This is a genomic window from Micromonospora sp. HUAS YX12, from assembly GCF_040215685.1.
Taxonomy (GTDB): Bacteria; Actinomycetota; Actinomycetes; order Mycobacteriales; family Micromonosporaceae; genus Micromonospora; species Micromonospora tulbaghiae.
This window is the reverse complement of sequence record NZ_CP157974.1, coordinates 73,642-91,406: the sequence shown is the minus strand read 5'-3', so window position 1 is coordinate 91,406 and position 17,765 is coordinate 73,642. Positions and strand designations below refer to the sequence as shown.

Below are 17,765 nucleotides of genomic sequence, written 5' to 3'. Positions count from 1 at the left end.
GTACCCTCGGATGGTGTCTGCCTCCTCCTCCACCCCGCGATCCGACGGGCGCCGCGTCGCCCTGCTGACCCTCGGCTGTGCCCGCAACGAGGTCGACTCGGAGGAGCTGGCCGCCCGGCTGCACGCCGACGGCTGGCAGGTGACCACGGACGGCGAGGGCGCCGACGTGGTGGTGGTGAACACCTGCGGTTTCGTCGAGAAGGCCAAGCAGGACTCGATCCAGACGCTGCTGGCCGCCGCCGACACCGGCGCGAAGGTCGTCGCCGCCGGGTGCATGGCCGAGCGGTACGGCCGTGAGCTGGCCGACAGTCTCCCCGAGGCGCAGGCGGTGCTGAGCTTCGACGACTACCCGGACATCGCCGCCCGGCTCGACTCGGTGCTGGCCGGTGAGCCGATCGGCGCGCACACCCCCCGCGACCGGCGGGAGCTGCTGCCGCTGACCCCGGTGAAGCGCCGCGACGCGGCGGTGTCGCTGCCCGGGCACGGCACCCCGGCCCGGGTCGTCCCGGAGACCGACGCGCACACCCCGGCCCACCTGCGGCAGGTGCTGCGGCACCGGCTCGACACCGGCCCGGTGGCCTCGCTGAAGCTCGCCAGCGGCTGCGACCGGCGGTGCGCGTTCTGCGCCATCCCGGCGTTCCGCGGCGCGTTCGTCTCGCGTACCCCGGACGAGCTGCTCGCCGAGGCCGAGTGGCTGGCCAAGACCGGCGTACGGGAGCTGGTGCTGGTCAGTGAGAACTCCACCTCGTACGGCAAGGACCTGGGCGACCCCCGCGCGCTGGAGAAGCTGCTGCCGCAGCTCGCCGCGATCGACGGGATCGTGCGGGTACGCGCCAGCTACCTCCAGCCCGCCGAGACCCGGCCCGGCCTGGTCGAGGTGATCGCCACCACGCCGGGCGTGGCCGCGTACTTCGACCTGTCGTTCCAGCACTCCAGCGAGCCGGTGCTGCGCCGGATGCGGCGCTTCGGCTCCACCGACCGGTTCCTGGAACTGCTCGCCTCCGCCCGCGCGCTGGCGCCGGACGCGGGCGCGCGCAGCAACTTCATCGTCGGCTTCCCCGGCGAGACGAAGCAGGACGTGGCCGAGCTGGTCCGGTTCCTCACCGAGGCGCGGCTGGACGCGATCGGCATGTTCGACTACAGCGACGAGGACGGCACCGAGGCCGCCGGCCTGACCGGCAAGGTCTCCGCCGCCACGATCAAGCGGCGGTACGACAAGCTCAGCGCGCTGGCCGACGAACTCTGCTCGCAGCGCGCCGAGGAGCGCCTCGGCGCGACGGTGGAGGTGCTCGTGGACTCGACCGCCGACGGCGTGGTGGAGGGGCGGGCCGCCCACCAGGCGCCCGAGGTCGACGGCTCGACCACGCTCGTCGCGCCCGTCGGCGGAGGCGTCGACCTGGCCGCGTTGCGCCCCGGTGACCTGGTCCGGGCCACGGTCACCGCGACCGAGGGCGTGGACCTGGTCGCCGTACCGGATGAGATGATCTCGGCGGCGCCCGGCGCGGTACGGTGACGGCGGGCCCGGACGGAGCGGGGAAGCCACGTGGGGCGATGCGGGACATGACGGGAGCGGAGTCGACGGCGGCTGCCCCCGTACCGCTGCTCAACGCGGCGAACCTGCTCACCGGCGCGCGCCTGGTGCTGGTGCCGGTCTTCGTGGCCACCGTGATCGCCTCCGGCATGAGCCACGCGGGCTGGCGGATGGCCGCCTGCGTGATCTTCGTGGTGGCCTCCGCGACCGATCTGGTCGACGGCTGGATCGCCCGCCGGTACGAACTGGTCACCTCGCTCGGCAAGGTCGCCGACCCGATCGCCGACAAGGCGCTCACCGGCGCCGCCCTGGTGCTGCTCTCCTTCTACGACCGGCTGCCCTGGTGGGTGACGGTGTTGATCCTGGTCCGCGAGCTGGGCATCACCGGGCTGCGCTTCTGGGTGATCCGGCACGGGGTGATCGCCGCCAGCCGGGGCGGCAAGGTCAAGACCGCGCTGCAGATCCTGGCCATCACCTGGTACCTCTGGCCGATGCCGGAGGTGCTCGCCGTGATCGGGCCGTGGATCATGGGGGCGGCCGTGGTGGTCACCGTGGTCACCGGGTTCGACTACATCGCCCAGGCGTTGCGGCTGCGCCGCCCGGTCCGTTGAGCCGGTCGGCGGGACCGTCGATCCGGATGGCCGATCCGTCGATCCGTGCGGCGGACGAGTAAGCAGGCGGGGCGCGGGAGAAGGGGGCGGGCATGGACACCGACGCGAGAGACCACCGGCCCGCCGGCAGCCCGGCAGCCGCCGTGGTGCACCGGCTGCACGAGTGCGGCGAGACGCTGGCCACCGTCGAGTCGCTGACCGGCGGCCTGCTCGCCGCCGCGATCGTGGAGATCGCCGGGGTCAGCTCGATCTACCGGGGCGGCATGGTGGTCTACGCCACCGAACTCAAGGCGACGCTCGCCGGCGTACCGGAGAACCTGCTGGCCGACCGCGGCCCGGTCGACCCGGACGTGGCGGCCGCGCTGGCCGAGGGCGGGCGCCAGCGGTGCGGCGCCGACTGGGGCCTGGCCACCACCGGTGTGGCCGGGCCGGAACCGCAGGACGGCAAGCCGGTCGGCCTGGTCTACGTCGCGGTCGCCGGGCCGGACGGCACGCAGGTGCGCCGGCTCGAACTCGACGGCGGTCGCGACCACATCCGCTCGGCCGCGGTGATCGAGGCACTGCGCCTGCTCGCCGACCGCATCCAGCTCCCCCAGGACGCCGACCCCGCCGAGGCGGCGGGGGCCGGCCGCCGGTGAACCGGCGTCACGCCCGGCACGCCCGGCGGCGGGACCGCCGGACCGGCCGATCCGCCCGGATTGGGGAGGCGGGGTGGGATGTCGTCGTGGCGACCAACGGGTACGGTTGCGGGAAGGCTCCGGCGGTCGCCGTCGGCGCCGGGGCGGTCCGCCGCGTCCGGCGCGACGCGGACGGCCGGGGATGGTGGTCCCGTTCAGGGGGAGGTGCGATGGTCCTGCTACGCCGGGTGATCGGTGACGCGCTGCGGGCACGCAGGCAAGGGCAGCACCGCACCCTCCGCGAGGTCTCCTCCGCCGCCAACGTCAGCCTCGGCTACCTCTCCGAGATCGAACGCGGCCAGAAGGAACCCTCCAGCGAGTTGCTGGCCGCGATCTGCGACGCGCTCGGCGCCCGCCTGTCCGAGCTGCTGCGCGAGGTGAGCGACACGGTCGCCCTGGCCGAGCAGATGCCCGGCGTGCTGGTGCCGGTGGCCGACGAGCCGGCCTCGGTGGCGCCGGCCGCCGTGCGCAAGGCGACGAACAGGGGTGTCCGGCAGGTCACCTCCGACGGCGGGGTCGCCGTCCAGGTCCGGCAGGACTCGCCGCTCAAGGCCACGCTGCGCAGCACCCGCGTACGCCCCGCCGAGCGGGACGTGGTCTGCGCCGCCTGACCCCGGCCACCGCGTCGTGGGCGGTGCTGGCGTTCGCGTCGTACTGTTGATCAGGAGCGTACGGGTGCCGGAGTGGCGTCCGGCTGGGACGATGTAGGCGCGACGCTACTGAGGGGACGAGGCGGAGATGGCGAACCCGTTCGTCAAGGGTTGGAAGTACCTGATGGCGCTCTTCGGCGCGAAGATCGACGAGCACGCCGATCCGAAGGTGCAGATCCAGCAGGCCGTCGAGGAGGCGCAGCGCCAGCACCAGGCGCTGGTCCAGCAGGCGGCCGCGGTGATCGGCAACCAGCGCCAGCTGGAGATGAAGCTGTCCCGGCAGATGACCGAGGTCGAGCAGCTCCAGGGCAACGCGCGGCAGGCGCTCGCAGTGGCCGACCAGGCCCGGGGCAGGGGCGACGAGACCGAGGCCGGACGCTACGAGCAGACGGCCCAGATGCTCGCCACCCAGCTGGTCTCCGCCGAGCAGGCGCTGGAAGACCTCAAGACGCTGCACGACCAGGCGCTCGGCGCGGCGGCACAGGCCCGCAAGGCGGTCGAGAACAACTCGATGATCCTCCAGCAGAAGCTGGCCGAGCGCACCAAGCTGCTCAGCCAGCTGGAGCAGGCCAAGATGCAGGAGAGCGTGGCCCGCTCGCTGGAGTCGATGTCGTCGCTCACCGCGCCCGCCAACACCCCCTCGCTGGACGAGGTACGCGACCGGATCGAACGCCGCTACGCCACCGCCATGGGCCGGGCCGAACTGGCCGGCAACTCGGTCGAGGGCCGGATGCTGGAGATCCAGAAGGCCACGCTCGACTCGGCCGGATCGGCGAGACTGGAGCAGATCCGGTCGAGCATGGCCGGCGAGCAGCTCGGCAGCCGGTCCGAGACCCCCGCCGCGGGGCAACCGGCCGACCCGGCCGCCGCCGCCCGGCTCGACGAGATCCGGGCCAGCATGAGCCGGGAACGCGGCACCGGGGAGACCACGACCGGCTGACGGAGGGGCGGACACGATGGCGGACGAACGGGCCCGGCACTTCCGCAGGCTGCGCAGACTGCGCAACTCGGCGCGACGGTGGAGCGTGCTCGCCGGAGGGCTCGGCGGCGCCGCGGCGGTGCTGACCCCGTACGCCGGACTGGGCCTGGCGGACGCGGCCTGGGCCGGCGCCGCGGGCAGCGCGATCGCGGTGGCCGCCTGGCGCTGGGTCGACCACCGCGCGCTGGCCGCCGTCCCGCCCCCGCCCGCCCTGGACCCGGCGGAGGCCGCCGCCCGCTCCCGCGCCCGGCTGGTCGCCGCCGTCGAGCGGCTGCCCGTCGGGCCGGGCGTCGTGGCCGAGGTACGCCGGGTCCGCTCCCGCCTCGCGCTGCGCGGCACCGCCGCCGCCGAGCCGTGGGCCCGGCTGGACCGGGCCGCGCTCACCCTGGCCGGGCTGGCCGGGCGGCTGACCGGGCTGGCCGAGCCGGCGGTCCGGGAGGCGGCCGAGGCCGACCGGTCCCTGCGTGAGCTGGCGACCCGGGTGGCTGGCGTGGAACGCGCGGCGAAGCTGACCCCGCAGAGCCCGCTGAACGAGGTGCACGCCACGCTGGTGACCCAGTTGGAGGACGGGGTGGCCGCGTACGAGCGGCTGGTGGTGGCCGCCGCCGGTTACGTGGCCGAGGACGCACGCCCGAACACCGAGCACCCGGCCGCCGCGCGGCTGACCGAGGCCACCGACCTGCTGCACGGGGTGGCCTCCGCCCTGGCCGAACTCCGCACCCCGCTCCGCGCCCCCTGACGGTCCCGCTGCCTCGTCTCCCCGGCTCTCCCCCGGCTCCCCCCGGGCTCTCCCCGTTGATCAAGGAGTTTGTGTCCTCCCCACGGCCGGATCCCGACACAAACCCCTTGATCACCGCCCTGGGCGCCCTGGGCCGGGCGCCCGACAAGCGCGATCATGAGGTTGACGGCAACTTTGATCTCCATTCCTGCCGCCAACCTCATGATCACCGGATTCCGGCACGGCGCACCGGCGCTCTGCCCGGCGCCCTGCCCCTCGCGCGCCGCCCCTGGCCTCGCTCCCGCTCCGCCCGCTCCGCCCGCTCCGCCCGCTCCGCCCGCTCCGCTCTCCGCGGTGATCAAGGAGTTTGTGTCCTAGGGCGAGTCCGATGCGGACACAAACTCCTTGATCAACGGGGCTGGGCGGGGACGGGGCGGGGAGGGGGCGGGAACAGGGGGCGCGGGGGGTCAGGTGGGGGTGGTTGTTCGGGCGGGAGGGGCCCAGGGGGAGGTGCCAACGACGTTTGTGGCGCGTACCCGGTAGTAGTAAGTGGCGCCGCGGGCCAGGCCCGTGTTGGTGAAGCTGCGGCCGGTTACGTGGAACGTCGCCGGTTCACGGGTGAAGGCGGCGTCGGTGGCGCGCTGCACGATGAACCCGGCGCCCGGTCCGGCCGGCGTCGGCGCCGACCAGCTCACCGTCACGGTGGCGGTGTCCGGCCCGGACACGCTCGCGGTGACGCTCACCCCGGTGGGCGCGACCGGGCGGGCCGGGGTGGTCACGGTGGCCACCGTCGACCAGGGCGAGGCGGCGCCCAGGTACGTCGTGCGTACCCGGTAGTAGTACGTGGTGTCCGGCGCGACGGCCGGGTCCACGTGGGCCTCGCCCACGGCGATGGCCGTGGTGCCCGGACCGCTGGTGAACGTGGGGTTGGTGGCCCGCTGCACGTCCACTCCGGTGGCGAAGGAGTGGTTGGCCCAGCGCAGCGCCACCCGCAGCGGCGCGGTCGGTGGCAGTACCGCGGTCAGCCGGGTCGGCGCGGCCAGGTGCACCGCCGCCGGTACGGCGTTGGACCAGGACGAGCAGCCCACGGCGTTCTCGGCCCGGATCCGGTAGTGGTAGGTGACGCCGGGGGTGACCGTGGCGTCGGTGTAGCGGGTGGCGGTGGCGGCCACCGTGATCTCGGTCAGTCCGGTGGTGAAGGTGCTGTCGGTGGCGCGCTGGAGCCGGTGGCTGGTGGGTACGGGCCGGCTGCCGTTGCCGGTCCAGGTCAGCGCGATGGCGGGTAGCGCGGTGGCGCTGCCGGGCGCCGGGGTGGCGGTGAGCCCGGTCGGCGCCTTGGGCGCCACGCGCAGGACCAGCGGGCGGCTCATGCCCTGGTCGCGCAGTCCGGCCGAGCGGGTCTGCCAGCGGTACTCCCAGCCCAGGTTGACCAGCTGGTTGACCACGACCGCGGGGCGGCCGTCGACCGGGCTGACCGGGCCGGCGTCCAGCCGTGCGCCGGCCGGGCGGGCCGGGTCGAGCAGCCGTACGCTGTCGCCGATCTTGAACGGCAGGGCGGGCGGGACGGGACGCAGCGCCACCACGACGTCCTCCCGGGGGTTGACCCGGACGGTGTCCTTCCAGCCCAGCTCGCCCGGGTCCGGCGGGCGGACCGTCCCGTCCCAGCCGACCCGGTTGACCAGCTGCACGTCGCAGCCCTCGATGTGGACCGGATGGGTGCGCGGGGCGTCGCCGACGATCCGCCAGAGCTGCGTGCCGTCGCCGGGCGCCCCGACCGCCACGGCCGGGTCGGTGGCGTGCAGCACCTCGGTGGCCGGGTCGGCCGGTCCCAGCGGCAGGGTGGCCGGGGCGAGCGGCCCGGCGACCGGGTGGCCGACGCCGAGCCGTCCCACCGCGCGGCCGTGCCGGGCCTCGAACACCTGCCCGACTGATTTCACCGCCAGCGGCAACGTGACCGGGGCGGTCGCGCCCGCCGGGGTGAACGTGACCGAGGTGGCCCGCGCGGGAACGAGCGCCGGGCGCGGGGTGGAGGTGCCGATCGCGGCGTCGTACGCGGGTTGCGGCACGATCGGCGGTGGCTGGCTGCGGGCGTACGCCCCGGGCAGCCGCTCGGCGAGCCGCCGCGTGTCGTACGGCTCCGCCGGGGTGCCGGTGACCCGGATCTGGAGCAGGGTACGGGTGTTCGGGCCGTACCCGGGGCGGGTCGGCGGCAGGCCCCCGGCGGCGGTGCGGTCCGGCGCGCCGGTGTGGTGGTCGTGGCGCGGGTCGAACCGGGGCAGCGGCGCGGGGCAGTCGTTGTAGAGGATGAGCGTGCTGCCCGGCGGCACTGCGGAGAAGTCCACCACCACGTCGGCCCGTTCGCCGGGGGCGAGCAGCAGCGCGTGCCCGTCCACGTTGAGCACCGTCGGGTCCTGCCTGTCGTACCGGTAGTCCACCGGCCGGTTGGTCAGCACCACCGGGGCGGGGAGCAGGCCGCCCTCGTTGCCGATCTGGATCATCTCGGGTCCGGCGGCGGCCGGGTCGGGCACCCCGCCGTCTCGTCCGTCCGCCGGCCAGTACGCGGGCCGCCCCGGCGCGCGTACCGCCTCGACCATGGGCACCTCACCGGCGTCCGGGTCGGCCGGGCTGCCGTCGGCCGCCCACATCGGCGCGTCGGAGGCGGCCCGGTAGAGCTGGAGGTTGAGCGCCCGGTCCGCGCAGGCGTTGAGGATCCGGAACCGGTACGCGCGCGGCGCCACCTCCAGGTACGGGTAGGCCACGCCGTTGACCAGCGGGGTGTCGCCATACGCGTCGGGGACCGCCGACGGGTGCGGCACGCCCGGTACCAGCGGCGGCTCGTCGGGGTCGGTGTCGGGGTCGTGGTGCGGGTTCGGCACCGGGGCGACCCACGGGCTGGCGCCGCCGTCCGGGTCGTGGGTCCACGGCCCGTAGTCCCAGCGTCCGGTCGGGTTGGTGCCGGTGAGCCGGTACGGGTTCTGCCGCGGCTGGTAGACGTGCGGGTGCCACAGGCTGCCCTTGGCGCCCCAGCGGTCCCGGTCCCAGGTGGGGTCCTGGGCGGCGAGCTGCGCGTCGTCGGGTACGAACGTCTTGTCCTCGATCACCAGGGGGAACTGGTCGGCGGGCAGCACGCCGTCGTCGACGAGCTGCTCCTCGGCCGGGTCGGTGAGCAGGTAGAGCGCGATCTGCCCGGAGTAGACGGTGAGCCGGGACAGGCCGAGCGTGTTGTCGTGCAGCCACATCAGCCGCCCGCTCTGGTCGTTCGGGAAGTACAGCGTGGTGGCGCCCGCGCCGGGCGGCGGCATGTCCGGCACCGGCGTGAGACCCACACCCACCGGGTACGGCGTGATCTCACCGGCCGGGGTCACCCACTGCCACGGGTTGCCGGCGCTGATCCACCCGGTCTGCGCGCCGGACAGGTGCGGCACGGCCCGGTTCTGCGGGTACGGCGCGGGACCGTCGAGCGGCCCGGCGCCGGCGCCGTCGACTGTCTCGTCGACCGGCAGGAACAGCTCGCCGGCCCGTCCGGTGGGGAGCTGGTTGATGAACTTGATCCGCACCGGGCGGCCCCGCCGGGCCACGATCATCGGGCCGAGGTGCCAGGGGCGGCCGGGTGGGCTGACCGTGTTGTGCCCGGAGGCGTCGGTGCCCAGGTTGAGCTGGCGGTAGCCGCGCAGCCGGGTGGCCGGCAGGTCGCGGTGCAGGCGCTGCGCGTACTCCTGGAGGCCGATCTCGTAGTAGTCGCAGCCCGGCCAGGTGATGGTGTCGGGGACGGCGACGGGCAGGCGGGCGCCGAGCCCGGCGGTGGCCGGCTGCCCGGGCAGCGGCAGCGGGTCGACGAACTTGCGGAGGCCGGTGCCGGGGACCGGGCGGCCGTCCGGGTCGAGTGTGGGCAGCGGGCTGGCGGCGGTGTTCGGCACCGGGCCGAACAGGCGCGGGACGGCGGCGGGGTCCAGGCTCGCCGGCGCCGGGCCGCCTCCCGGTTCCTCGTCGCCGCCGCGAGCGGCCGGAACGGCGGGCGCGACGGGACCGGCCGGCGCGGTCGGCACGGTCTCCTCGGTGACGACGGCGGCGCGGTCCGGGCGTCCGGGCCGGCTGCGGCGGAACAGCACCATGGCTCTCCCCGGGGTCGGGGCGCGCCGGCCGACACCCCGGCGTGGCGGGCGTACGCGCTGCTGACGATCCGTGAGCGGTCCACCGCAGCATGCGACGTCACAGGGGTGAGGCGGAAGTACCCAATCGTCCCTATCTCGGCCGATCTTGGGCGTTTCGTGGAAGTTCCACGCCGGGCTGGCAGGCCGGGCACCAGTAGGTGACCCGTTCGCCCAGTTCCTCCTTGCGGATGGCGGTCCCGCAGCGGCGGCACGGCTGCGCCCGGCGGCCGTAGACGTAGCTGGTGCCGCCCCGGTGCAGCACCCCCGTGGTGCTCTGCGTCCAGCGGCCCCGGTTGGCCGCCAGCAGCCGCTGGGCCAGCGCGACGGTGCCGGGAAGGTCCGGCACCGCGCCGACCGGCGTCCACGGCGACACGCCGCGCAGGAACAGCACCTCGCACTTGTAGAGGTTGCCCACCCCGGCCAGGTTGCGCTGGTCGAGCAGCGCCTCGCCGATGGTGCGGTCCGGGTCGGCGGCGAGCCGGCGGACCGCCTCGTCGGCGTCCCAGTCCGGGCCGAGCAGGTCCGGGCCGAGGTGGCCGACGAGTGACTCCTCCTCGGCGGTCGGCACCAGCGCCAGTTCGTGCAGGTGGTAGCCGACGGCGACCGCGGCGGGGGAGCGCAGCACCACCCGGATCAGGTGCGCCGGCCGAGCGGTCCAGCGCTCACCCGGGGCGTACGCCCGCCAGGCGCCGTCCATCCGCAGGTGCGAGTGCAGCGTCCAGGGTCCGCCGTCGGTGCCGGTCAGGCGCAGCAGCAGGTGCTTGCCCCGGCTCGCCGACTCGCGCACGGCCCAGCCGGTGAGGTCGGTGGCGGCGAGCTGCGGCACGCGGAAGTCGGACCCGGTGAGGCGGGCCCCGGCCAGCGCGCGTTGCAGGACGCGCGCGGTGTTCCAGACGGTGTCGCCTTCGGGCACCCGGCCATTGTCCCCCGGCCGAGCAGAATTCGCATGTGTCGCTATTTGTACTGAGGTTCCACTTGATCTGCGGAAACGCCAGGATCAGGGGGGTTCTGAGGAGATGCCCATGGCATATTCACGACGTCGTACCGTCGTCGCCCTGACCGCCCTGCTCACCGTGGCCGCCGGACTGCCCGGCACGCCCGCGCCGGCCGCGCCCCCGCCCACCACCGCACCGGCCCGCACCGCCGCGCCCGGCCCCGAACGCTGGTCGGTCGACCTCGCCGTCGCCGGCGGCGACGACGTCAACGTCGCCTGGCGGTCCGGCCGCCTGCGGCTGGCCGACCCACGGCCCACCGCCCGCACCCGCCCGGCCGCCGTGGGCATCCTGCTCTCCGCGCCGCGCGCCCTGGACCGGCCCGCGACCCGGGTACGCGCACAGCTCACCGCCCGCACCGGCGACGGGGGTACGGCCGTGGCGCAGGTGCGCGGCTGGCGTGCCCGCGGCTGGACCGAGTGGCGAGACGCCACCGAGGCGGTCTTCGACGCACCGGTCAGCCGGGTCCAGGCGCGCGTGGTGCTGACCACCAGCGACGCCGCGTCGGAGGCCACTGTCACCGGGCTGACCCTGGCTGCCGACGGGGTCGCCACCACGGCGGTCCAGCCGGCCGCCGCGCTCACGTACCGGGTGTACGCGACGCGGATCGGCTTGGTCGGCGGCGTCACCGCCAACGGGCACACGGTGCGTACCCGGGACCACTTCGCGGCGCTGCCCACCCGGCGCAGCCTGTCCCCGCGCGGCACCGGCGACTACACGGTCAAGGTCTGCACGACGAGCGGCAGCCGCTGCGAGTACGCCCCGGTCTGGGACGTCGGCCCGTGGAACACCCGGGACGACTGGTGGAACCCGGCGTCGGTCCGGGAGAACTGGAAGGACCTGCCGCGCGGGTTGCCGGAGGCGCAGGCGGCGTACCAGAACGGCTACAACGGCGGGCGCGACCAGTTCGGCCGTATCGTGCGCAACCCGGCCGGTATGGACCTGGCCGACGGGACGTTCTGGGACGGGTTGCGGCTCACCGACAACGCCTGGGTGGACGTCACGCTGCTGTGGACCGGGGGCGGGGCGCGGGCGGTGGTCGGCTCCGGGCCGCTGAACCTGCGCGCCGGGGCGAGCACCTCGTACGCGAGCCGGGGCCTCGCCGCCACGTACGCCCACGTGCCGGTCCAGTGCTACGTGACCGGGCAGCGCATCGCCGGCACGTACCGCACCACGACGAGGTGGTACCGCCTGGTCGGCGGCAACTACGTCAGCTACGCCTACCTGTCCTCGATCTACGGCGGCACAGCCCCCCGCTGCTGACCCCCTCCCCTCCCGCCCTCTCACCCTCCCCCTCTCTCCTCCGCGATCTTGCAGTTTCGGCCCGCTCGTCGGGGCATTCGCCCCTTTTGCCGGGGCGCCAAGTGCAAGATCGCGGGGGAGGGCGGGGGTCAGGGGTGGGTGATCTTGACTACGGCGCCTGGGGTGGTTTTGAGGGTGTCGGCGGCTCGGCCGGTGTTGACCGCCACGGCCACCAGGCCGGCGGAGTCGACGTAGACCACCAGGGCGCCGGGCTCGGCGTCGCCGAACGTGCGGCCGTGCACCGCCTCGTGGCCGTTCACCAGTACCCGGGACGGCAGGCCGTCGAGCAGCGCGCCCGGCGCGGCGAGCTGGACGTTGCCGAAGTGGTCGACGGTCAGCACCTCGGCGCTGAGGCCGCCGGGCTCGGCGCGTACCACCGGTTCCGGCAGCCGGACCAGCGCGCCCGGGTCCACGGCCGGTCCCGCCTCGGCCGGCGGCGCGCCCAGCGCCAGCCGGGCGGCCATCGGCGCGAACACGTCCCGCCCGTGGAACGTGCGGGACACGACCGGGCCGAGCCAGTCCGGGTTGGTCAGCTCCACCGCGGCGGTCACCCCGCCGAGCGCCTCCGCGGCCGGGATCAGCAGGCCGTTGTCCGGCCCCACGAGCAGCCCGCCGGGCGTGGCGAGCGCGATCCCGCGCCGCGTGGTGCCGACACCCGGGTCGACCACCGCCACGTGCACGCCCCACGGCAGGTACGGCACTGTCTGCGCGAGCACCGCCGCGCCCCGGCGTACGTCGGCGGGTGGGATCAGGTGCGTCACGTCGATCACCCGGACGGCCGGGGCGAGCCGGGCCAGCACCCCGTGGCACGCCGCCACGAATCCGTCGGAGAGCCCGTAGTCGGTGGTCAGCGAGACACACCGGGGGTTGCCGTTCACCGCAGGTCCGCCGGGGTCAGCTGCCGGGACAGGCGCAGTTCGTCGTGCAGCGGGATCCCGTCCGCGCCGACGTGCGGGATCGTCGGCTTGACCGCCCGGGCCCGGTCCACAGCGCCCGTGTCCACCGCGACGATCCGCAGGCCCCGGCGCTGGTAGAAGCGCAGCGCGTCCAGGTTGTCGTTGGTGGTGACCAGCCAGATCCGGTCCGCCCCGGCAGCGACGGCCACCTCCTCGGCGGCGGCCAGCAGGGCGCTGCCCGCGCCGGTGCCCGGTGCCGACGCGGCCAGGCTCACCACTTCCAGCCCGCCGGCGCCGACCCGGTACACCAGCGCCCCGGCGAACGCGCCGCCGTCGTCGACCGCCACCAGCGCGGGCAGGTCACGCAGGTCGTAGCGGGTGTCGTGGACCACCACGATCGGTCCGCCCCACTCCCGCTCGTGCAACGCCGTCAGCGCGGCGCGGTCCCCGTCGCGCGCCTGTCGTACCCGGATCGAGGCCACCGGCACACCCTACGTTCCCGCTCCCCCGGGACTCGGGGTGGTCAGCCGCGCAGGCGCAGGCCGCGCGGGGTGGCGCGGAAACCGGCGGCGGTGAGCGCGTCGCGCAGCGGGGACGCGTGCACGGCCTCGCCGTCGGCGCGCTCCACCGAGATCGCGCCGAGCGCACCGGAGTGCACCGCGTCGGCGAGCGCCTTGCCGGCCGTGCCGAGCGTGTCGGTGTCGTCGGTGAACGACAGGATCGTCCGGCCGCCCCGCTCGACGTAGAGCACCAGGTCGCCGCCGACGAGCACGACCAGCGCACCCGCCTTGCGCCCGGCCCGGTGGCCGGTGGCCGGTGCCGCGCCGTCGCCGGAGTCGACCACGCGTTCCGGCCAGGGCAGCGCCGCGCCGTACGGGTTCGCCGGATCGGTCGCCGCGAGCACGATCGTCGGCCCGCCCCGGCCCTGGGTGTCGTCGGCGAGTGCCCGGATGCGGTCCACCGCGCCGGGCACCGCGAACTGCGCCGCGCCGAGCCCTTCGACGAAGTAGCCGCGCCGGGCCGCCCCGCGTTCCTCCATCGCGGACAGCACCGGGTAGACCCCGGCGAAGCCGCCGGTGACCTGCTCGGCCACGACCGCGCCCCGGGTCACCACGCCGTGCCGTTCCAGCAGCAGATCGGCCAGGGCGGCGGCCCGGCGGGTGGGGTCGAGGTCGCGTTCGGGCAGCCGGGACCAGCGACCGGCCATGGTGGGCGGACCGCCCCGGCTGGGCAGCGCCACCCGGCCCGGACGGCGGTAGCGGGTGCGCGGCGCCGACGGCCGGGACCGGTGCGCCCCGCCCGCGCCGAGCGCGGCCCGCAGCGGGGCGAGCGTGTCGTTGGTGAGGTGACCGGCCCACACCAGATCCCACACCGCGCCCGACAGGGCGGCGTCGTCGGTGGCGCCGACCCGGTCGGACAGCGAGCGGAAGAACAGCGCCTGCCCGTCGGCGAGCGCGTCGAGCACCGACTCGTGCAGCGGGGTCAGCGTCAGCGCCTCGTCCGGCGGTGGGAGCAGCAGCGGCGCGACGTCGGCGTACGCGAGCGTCACCCACCCGTCGCCGCCGGAGATCGCGCCCGCGCCGGCCCACACCACCTCGCCACCGGCGCACAGCTCGTCGAGCTGGGCGGGGGAGTAGTCGGCGACCCGGGCGGGCAGCACCAGGCGTTCCAGCGCGGACGCCGGCACGCTCACGCCCTGCAACTGCTCGACGGCGGCGGCGACGGCCTCGACGCCCCGGGCCGACGAGCCGACCTGCTGCCAGCGGGGCAGGAACGCGGCGAGCGCGCGCGGCGGCACCGGCTCGATCTCCCGGCGCAGGGCCGCCAGCGAGCGGCGGCGCAGCAGGCGCAGCACCTCCGCGTCGCACCACTGGGTGCCCACCGTGTCCGGCGCGAACTCGCCCGAGACCACGCGGCCGCCCGAGGCGAGCCGGCGTAGCGCCTGCTCCACCACGAACACGCCGAGCCCGAACCGGGCCGCGCAGGTGGCCGCCGCGAACGGGCCGTGCGTGCGGGCGTACCGGGCGACCAGGTCGGCGAGCGGATCGGCCACCGGCGCGAGGTACGCCTCGGCGACCCCGACGGGCAGCGCCACCCCGAGCGCGTCGCGCAGCCGGGCGGCGTCCTCGACGACCACCCAGCGTTCCTCGCCGGCGATGCGGACCCGCAGCACCCGCCGGGCCGCCCCCAGCTCGTCGGTCCAGGATTCCGGTACGCCCCGCTCGGCCAGCTCGGCGCCGCTCAGGTCACCGACCACGCGCAGCAGCTCGACCACGTCCTCCGGGTCGCGGGGGCGCCGCTGCTCGGTGAGCCAGCGCAGCTGGCGTGCGGTCTCGGCGAGCACCTCCGGGTCGAGCAGTTCCCGCAGGTCGACCCGGCCGAGCAGCTCGCTGAGCAGCCCGGAGTCGAGCGCCAGCGCGGCAGCCCGCCGCTCGGCCAGCGGGGCGTCGCCCTCGTAGAGGAACGCGCCGACGTACCCGAACAGCAGCGACCTCGCGAACGGCGACGGGCGCTCGGACTCCACCTCGACCAGGCGTACCTTGCGGGCGGCCAGGTCGCGCATCAGCTCGCCGAGGGCGGGCTGGTCGAAGACGTCCTGGAGGCACTCGCGGGCGGCCTCCAGCGTGACCGGGAAGTCGGCGTACTCGCGGGCCACGTCGAGCAGCTGCGCGGCGCGCTGGCGTTGCTGCCACAGCGGCTGCCGCCGCCGGGGGTCACGCCGGGGCAGCAGCAGCGACCGGGCCGCGCACTCGCGGAACCGGGACGCGAACAGCGCCGACGTGCCCACCGACTCCTCGACGAGCTGGGCGATCTCGTCCGGCTCGAAGGCGACGACATCGGCTCCGGGCGGGGTGTCCGCGGTGTCCGGCAGGCGCACCACGATGCCGTCGTCGGAGGGCATGACCTGGGCGTCCACGCCGTACCGCTCGGCCAGCCGGCGGCCGATCGCCAGCGCCCACGGCCCGTTGACGCGGGCGCCCAGCACCGAGTGCACGGCGAGCCGCCAGTCGCCCAGCTCGTCGCGGAACCGTTCGACCACCACCGTCCGGTCGTCCGGCAGCGACCGGGTGGCCGCCTTCTGCTCGCGCAGGTAGTTCATCAGGTTGCCGGCGGCCCAGTCGTCGAGCCCGCCGGCCCGCAGCGCCGCGACCGCGTCGGCGTCGGACTGCCGCAGCAACGCCCGGACCCGGGCGCCGATGGCCCGGCCCAGCTCGACCGGGCGGCCGAGCTGGTCGCCCTTCCAGAACGGCATCCGGGCCGCCTGGCCGGGCGCGGGGGAGACGAGCACCCGGTCGGGGGTGATCTCCTCGATCCGCCAGGACGACGAGCCGAGCAGGAACACGTCACCAACCCGGGACTCGTAGACCATCTCCTCGTCCAGCTCACCGACCCGCGCCGCCCGCTCGGCGCCGGCCAGGAAGACGCCGAACAGGCCCCGGTCGGGGATGGTGCCGCCGCTGGTCACGGCGAGCCGCTGAGCGCCGGGCCGGCCGGTCAGCACGTCGGTGGCGCGGTCCCAGACCAGCCGGGGACGCAACTCGGCGAAGGCGGTCGACGGGTAGCGCCCGGAGAGCATGTCGAGCACCGCGTGCAGCGCCGAGTCGGGCAGCTCCGCGAACGGCGCCGCCCGGCGGACCAGCACCGCCAGGTCGCCGAGCCGCCACGGCTCCAGCGCCACCATCGCGACGATCTGCTGGGCCAGCACGTCGAGCGGGTTGCGCGGGTAGTGCAGCTCCTCGATCGCCCCGGCGCCCATCCGCTCGGCCACCACGGTGCAGGAGAGCAGGTCGCCCCGGTGCTTCGGGAAGACGACGCCGCGCGAGACCGCGCCGACCTGGTGCCCGGCCCGCCCCACCCGTTGCAGCCCGGCCGCCACGCTCGGCGGCGCCTCGATCTGCACCACCAGGTCGACGGCGCCCATGTCGATGCCCAGCTCCAGGCTGGACGTGGCGACCACGGCGGGCAGCCGGCCGGACTTGAGCGCCTCCTCGATCTGCTTGCGCTCCTTCCGGGAGACGCTGCCGTGGTGCGCCCGCGCGATCACCGCCGCCGCCCCGGCCGCCGCGCCGGACTGCGCCATCACCTCCGCCGGCTGCCGCGGCGCGCGCACCGGCCCGGCCCCGTCGCCGGCCGGCGGGCCGTCGGCGCCGGGCAGCAGATCGGATACGCGCACCGGCTCCCCGCCCCGGGCCACGCGGCTGCCGTCCGGGGTGGCAGCCGCCTCCATCTCCTCGGCGGCCAGCTCGTTGAGGCGGGCGCAGAGGCGTTCGGCGCTGCGCCGGGAGTTGGTGAACACGATCGTGGACCGGTGCGAGCGGATCAGCGCGAAGACGCGTTCCTCGACCGCCGGCCAGATCGACGGGCGGCGGGGTGCGAGGCCGCCGAGGTCGTCCTCCGGCGGCTCCTGCTCGTCGAGGCGGGTCATGTCCTCCACCGGGACCTGGACGCTGACCTCGATGGTCTTGTTCGACGGCGGCTGCACCACGTCGACCGGGCGCGCGCCGCCGAGGAAGCGGGCGCACACGTCGATCGGCCGGACGGTGGCGGACAGCCCGATCCGTTGCGCGGGGCGCTCCAGCAGCGCGTCGAGCCGTTCCAGGGACAGCGCCAGGTGGGCGCCGCGCTTGGTGCCGGCCACCGCGTGCACCTCGTCCACGATCACCGTGTCGACGCCGCGCAGCGAGTCGCGTGCGGCGGAGGTGAGCAGCAGGAACAGCGACTCGGGCGTGGTGATGAGGATGTCCGGCGGGGTGCGGGCGAACGCCCGGCGTTCGTCGGCGGGAGTGTCGCCGGTCCGCATGCCGACTGTGATGTCGGGCGGGACCAGGCCGAGCCGGGAGGCGGCCTGGCGGATGCCGGTGAGCGGGGCGCGCAGGTTGCGTTCCACGTCGACGGCGAGCGCCTTGAGCGGGCTGACGTAGAGCACCCGGCAGCGGCGCCGGGGATCGGCCGGCGGCGGCTCCTTGGCGAGCCGGTCGAGCGACCAGAGGAACGCCGCGAGAGTCTTGCCGGAGCCGGTCGGCGCGACGACGAGGGCGTTGCGGGCGGCGGCCACCGAGCGCCAGGCGCCCTCCTGGGCCGGGGTGGGCGCGGCGAACGCCGCGGTGAACCACTCCCGGGTCGCCGCGCCGAACTCCTCGAGCACCCCGCCTGAGCCATCTGACCCGCCTGGCCTGCCTGCCCCGCCTGACCGGGTCACCTCGTCCGCCACGCTCCCATCCTGCCGCGCGGGTGTGACATCCGGCCCGCCGCCGGAG

The 17,765-nt window shown here is 75.6% G+C and carries 12 protein-coding genes; 7 read left to right on the top strand and 5 right to left on the bottom strand.

Going from position 1 to position 17,765, the window contains the following annotated elements; translation table 11 throughout:
• The first annotated feature begins 10 nt into the window (after nt 1-10).
• From rimO to ABIH81_RS00395, 6 genes are all read left to right on the top strand, one after another.
• The gene (rimO, locus tag ABIH81_RS00420; protein ID WP_349878418.1) at nt 11-1,513 is read left to right on the top strand and encodes a 30S ribosomal protein S12 methylthiotransferase RimO; all 1,503 of its coding nucleotides are present in this window, start codon (nt 11-13) and stop codon (nt 1,511-1,513) included.
• Nucleotides 1,514-1,560: 47 nt separating this feature from the next.
• Nucleotides 1,561-2,142, top strand: a complete 582-nt coding sequence (pgsA, locus tag ABIH81_RS00415; RefSeq protein ID WP_349878417.1) for a CDP-diacylglycerol--glycerol-3-phosphate 3-phosphatidyltransferase — start codon at nt 1,561-1,563, stop codon at nt 2,140-2,142.
• A gap of 92 nt (nt 2,143-2,234) precedes the next feature.
• Nucleotides 2,235-2,780, top strand: coding sequence for a CinA family protein (locus ABIH81_RS00410; protein WP_349878416.1), 546 nt, complete (start codon nt 2,235-2,237; stop codon nt 2,778-2,780).
• A 209-nt stretch (nt 2,781-2,989) separates the two neighbouring features.
• On the top strand, nt 2,990-3,430 hold the full coding sequence (locus ABIH81_RS00405; protein ID WP_091419790.1) for a helix-turn-helix transcriptional regulator: 441 nt from the start codon (nt 2,990-2,992) through the stop codon (nt 3,428-3,430).
• Between the two features lie 127 nt (nt 3,431-3,557).
• Nucleotides 3,558-4,409: a PspA/IM30 family protein gene (locus ABIH81_RS00400; RefSeq protein ID WP_349878415.1), complete on the top strand. Its 852-nt coding sequence runs from the start codon at nt 3,558-3,560 to the stop codon at nt 4,407-4,409.
• A 16-nt stretch (nt 4,410-4,425) separates the two neighbouring features.
• Nucleotides 4,426-5,187 (top strand): hypothetical protein, encoded by a 762-nt coding sequence (locus tag ABIH81_RS00395; RefSeq protein ID WP_120571087.1) that lies wholly within the window; start codon nt 4,426-4,428, stop codon nt 5,185-5,187.
• Nucleotides 5,188-5,633: 446 nt separating this feature from the next.
• On the opposite strand, the gene ABIH81_RS00390 is transcribed toward ABIH81_RS00395, so the two are convergent.
• Together ABIH81_RS00390 and ABIH81_RS00385 are read right to left on the bottom strand one after the other, a co-directional pair.
• The gene (locus tag ABIH81_RS00390) at nt 5,634-9,278 is read right to left on the bottom strand and encodes a fibronectin type III domain-containing protein (RefSeq protein ID WP_349878414.1); all 3,645 of its coding nucleotides are present in this window, start codon (nt 9,276-9,278) and stop codon (nt 5,634-5,636) included.
• A gap of 130 nt (nt 9,279-9,408) precedes the next feature.
• The gene (locus tag ABIH81_RS00385) at nt 9,409-10,230 is read right to left on the bottom strand and encodes a DNA-formamidopyrimidine glycosylase family protein (RefSeq protein WP_349878412.1); all 822 of its coding nucleotides are present in this window, start codon (nt 10,228-10,230) and stop codon (nt 9,409-9,411) included.
• A gap of 109 nt (nt 10,231-10,339) precedes the next feature.
• Between ABIH81_RS00385 and ABIH81_RS00380 the strand changes: the two genes are divergently transcribed.
• Nucleotides 10,340-11,572 (top strand): hypothetical protein, encoded by a 1,233-nt coding sequence (locus tag ABIH81_RS00380; protein ID WP_349878410.1) that lies wholly within the window; start codon nt 10,340-10,342, stop codon nt 11,570-11,572.
• Between the two features lie 128 nt (nt 11,573-11,700).
• Here the strand turns inward: ABIH81_RS00380 and ABIH81_RS00375 are convergent, their stop codons facing one another.
• The 3 genes from ABIH81_RS00375 to ABIH81_RS00365 are packed head-to-tail and all read right to left on the bottom strand — an operon-like array spanning nt 11,701 to nt 17,707.
• Complete coding sequence (locus tag ABIH81_RS00375; protein WP_349878409.1) at nt 11,701-12,489, bottom strand: SAM-dependent chlorinase/fluorinase; 789 nt, start codon at nt 12,487-12,489, stop codon at nt 11,701-11,703.
• A complete protein-coding gene (locus ABIH81_RS00370) occupies nt 12,486-12,989 on the bottom strand; it encodes a GNAT family N-acetyltransferase (RefSeq protein WP_349878407.1) in 504 nt (167 codons plus the stop codon). The genes ABIH81_RS00375 and ABIH81_RS00370 overlap by 4 nt, the downstream gene beginning before the upstream one ends.
• Before the next feature lie 41 nt (nt 12,990-13,030).
• Nucleotides 13,031-17,707: a DEAD/DEAH box helicase gene (locus ABIH81_RS00365; RefSeq protein ID WP_349881260.1), complete on the bottom strand. Its 4,677-nt coding sequence runs from the start codon at nt 17,705-17,707 to the stop codon at nt 13,031-13,033.
• Nucleotides 17,708-17,765 lie beyond the last annotated feature (58 nt).

Coding starts and splice junctions, on each gene's coding strand:
- rimO (WP_349878418.1), top strand. CDS start 11: ATGGTGTCTGCCTCCTCCTCCACCCCGCGATCCGACGGGCGCCGCGTC.
- pgsA (WP_349878417.1), top strand. CDS start 1,561: ATGACGGGAGCGGAGTCGACGGCGGCTGCCCCCGTACCGCTGCTCAAC.
- ABIH81_RS00410 (WP_349878416.1), top strand. CDS start 2,235: ATGGACACCGACGCGAGAGACCACCGGCCCGCCGGCAGCCCGGCAGCC.
- ABIH81_RS00405 (WP_091419790.1), top strand. CDS start 2,990: ATGGTCCTGCTACGCCGGGTGATCGGTGACGCGCTGCGGGCACGCAGG.
- ABIH81_RS00400 (WP_349878415.1), top strand. CDS start 3,558: ATGGCGAACCCGTTCGTCAAGGGTTGGAAGTACCTGATGGCGCTCTTC.
- ABIH81_RS00395 (WP_120571087.1), top strand. CDS start 4,426: ATGGCGGACGAACGGGCCCGGCACTTCCGCAGGCTGCGCAGACTGCGC.
- ABIH81_RS00390 (WP_349878414.1), bottom strand. CDS start 9,278: ATGGTGCTGTTCCGCCGCAGCCGGCCCGGACGCCCGGACCGCGCCGCC.
- ABIH81_RS00380 (WP_349878410.1), top strand. CDS start 10,340: ATGGCATATTCACGACGTCGTACCGTCGTCGCCCTGACCGCCCTGCTC.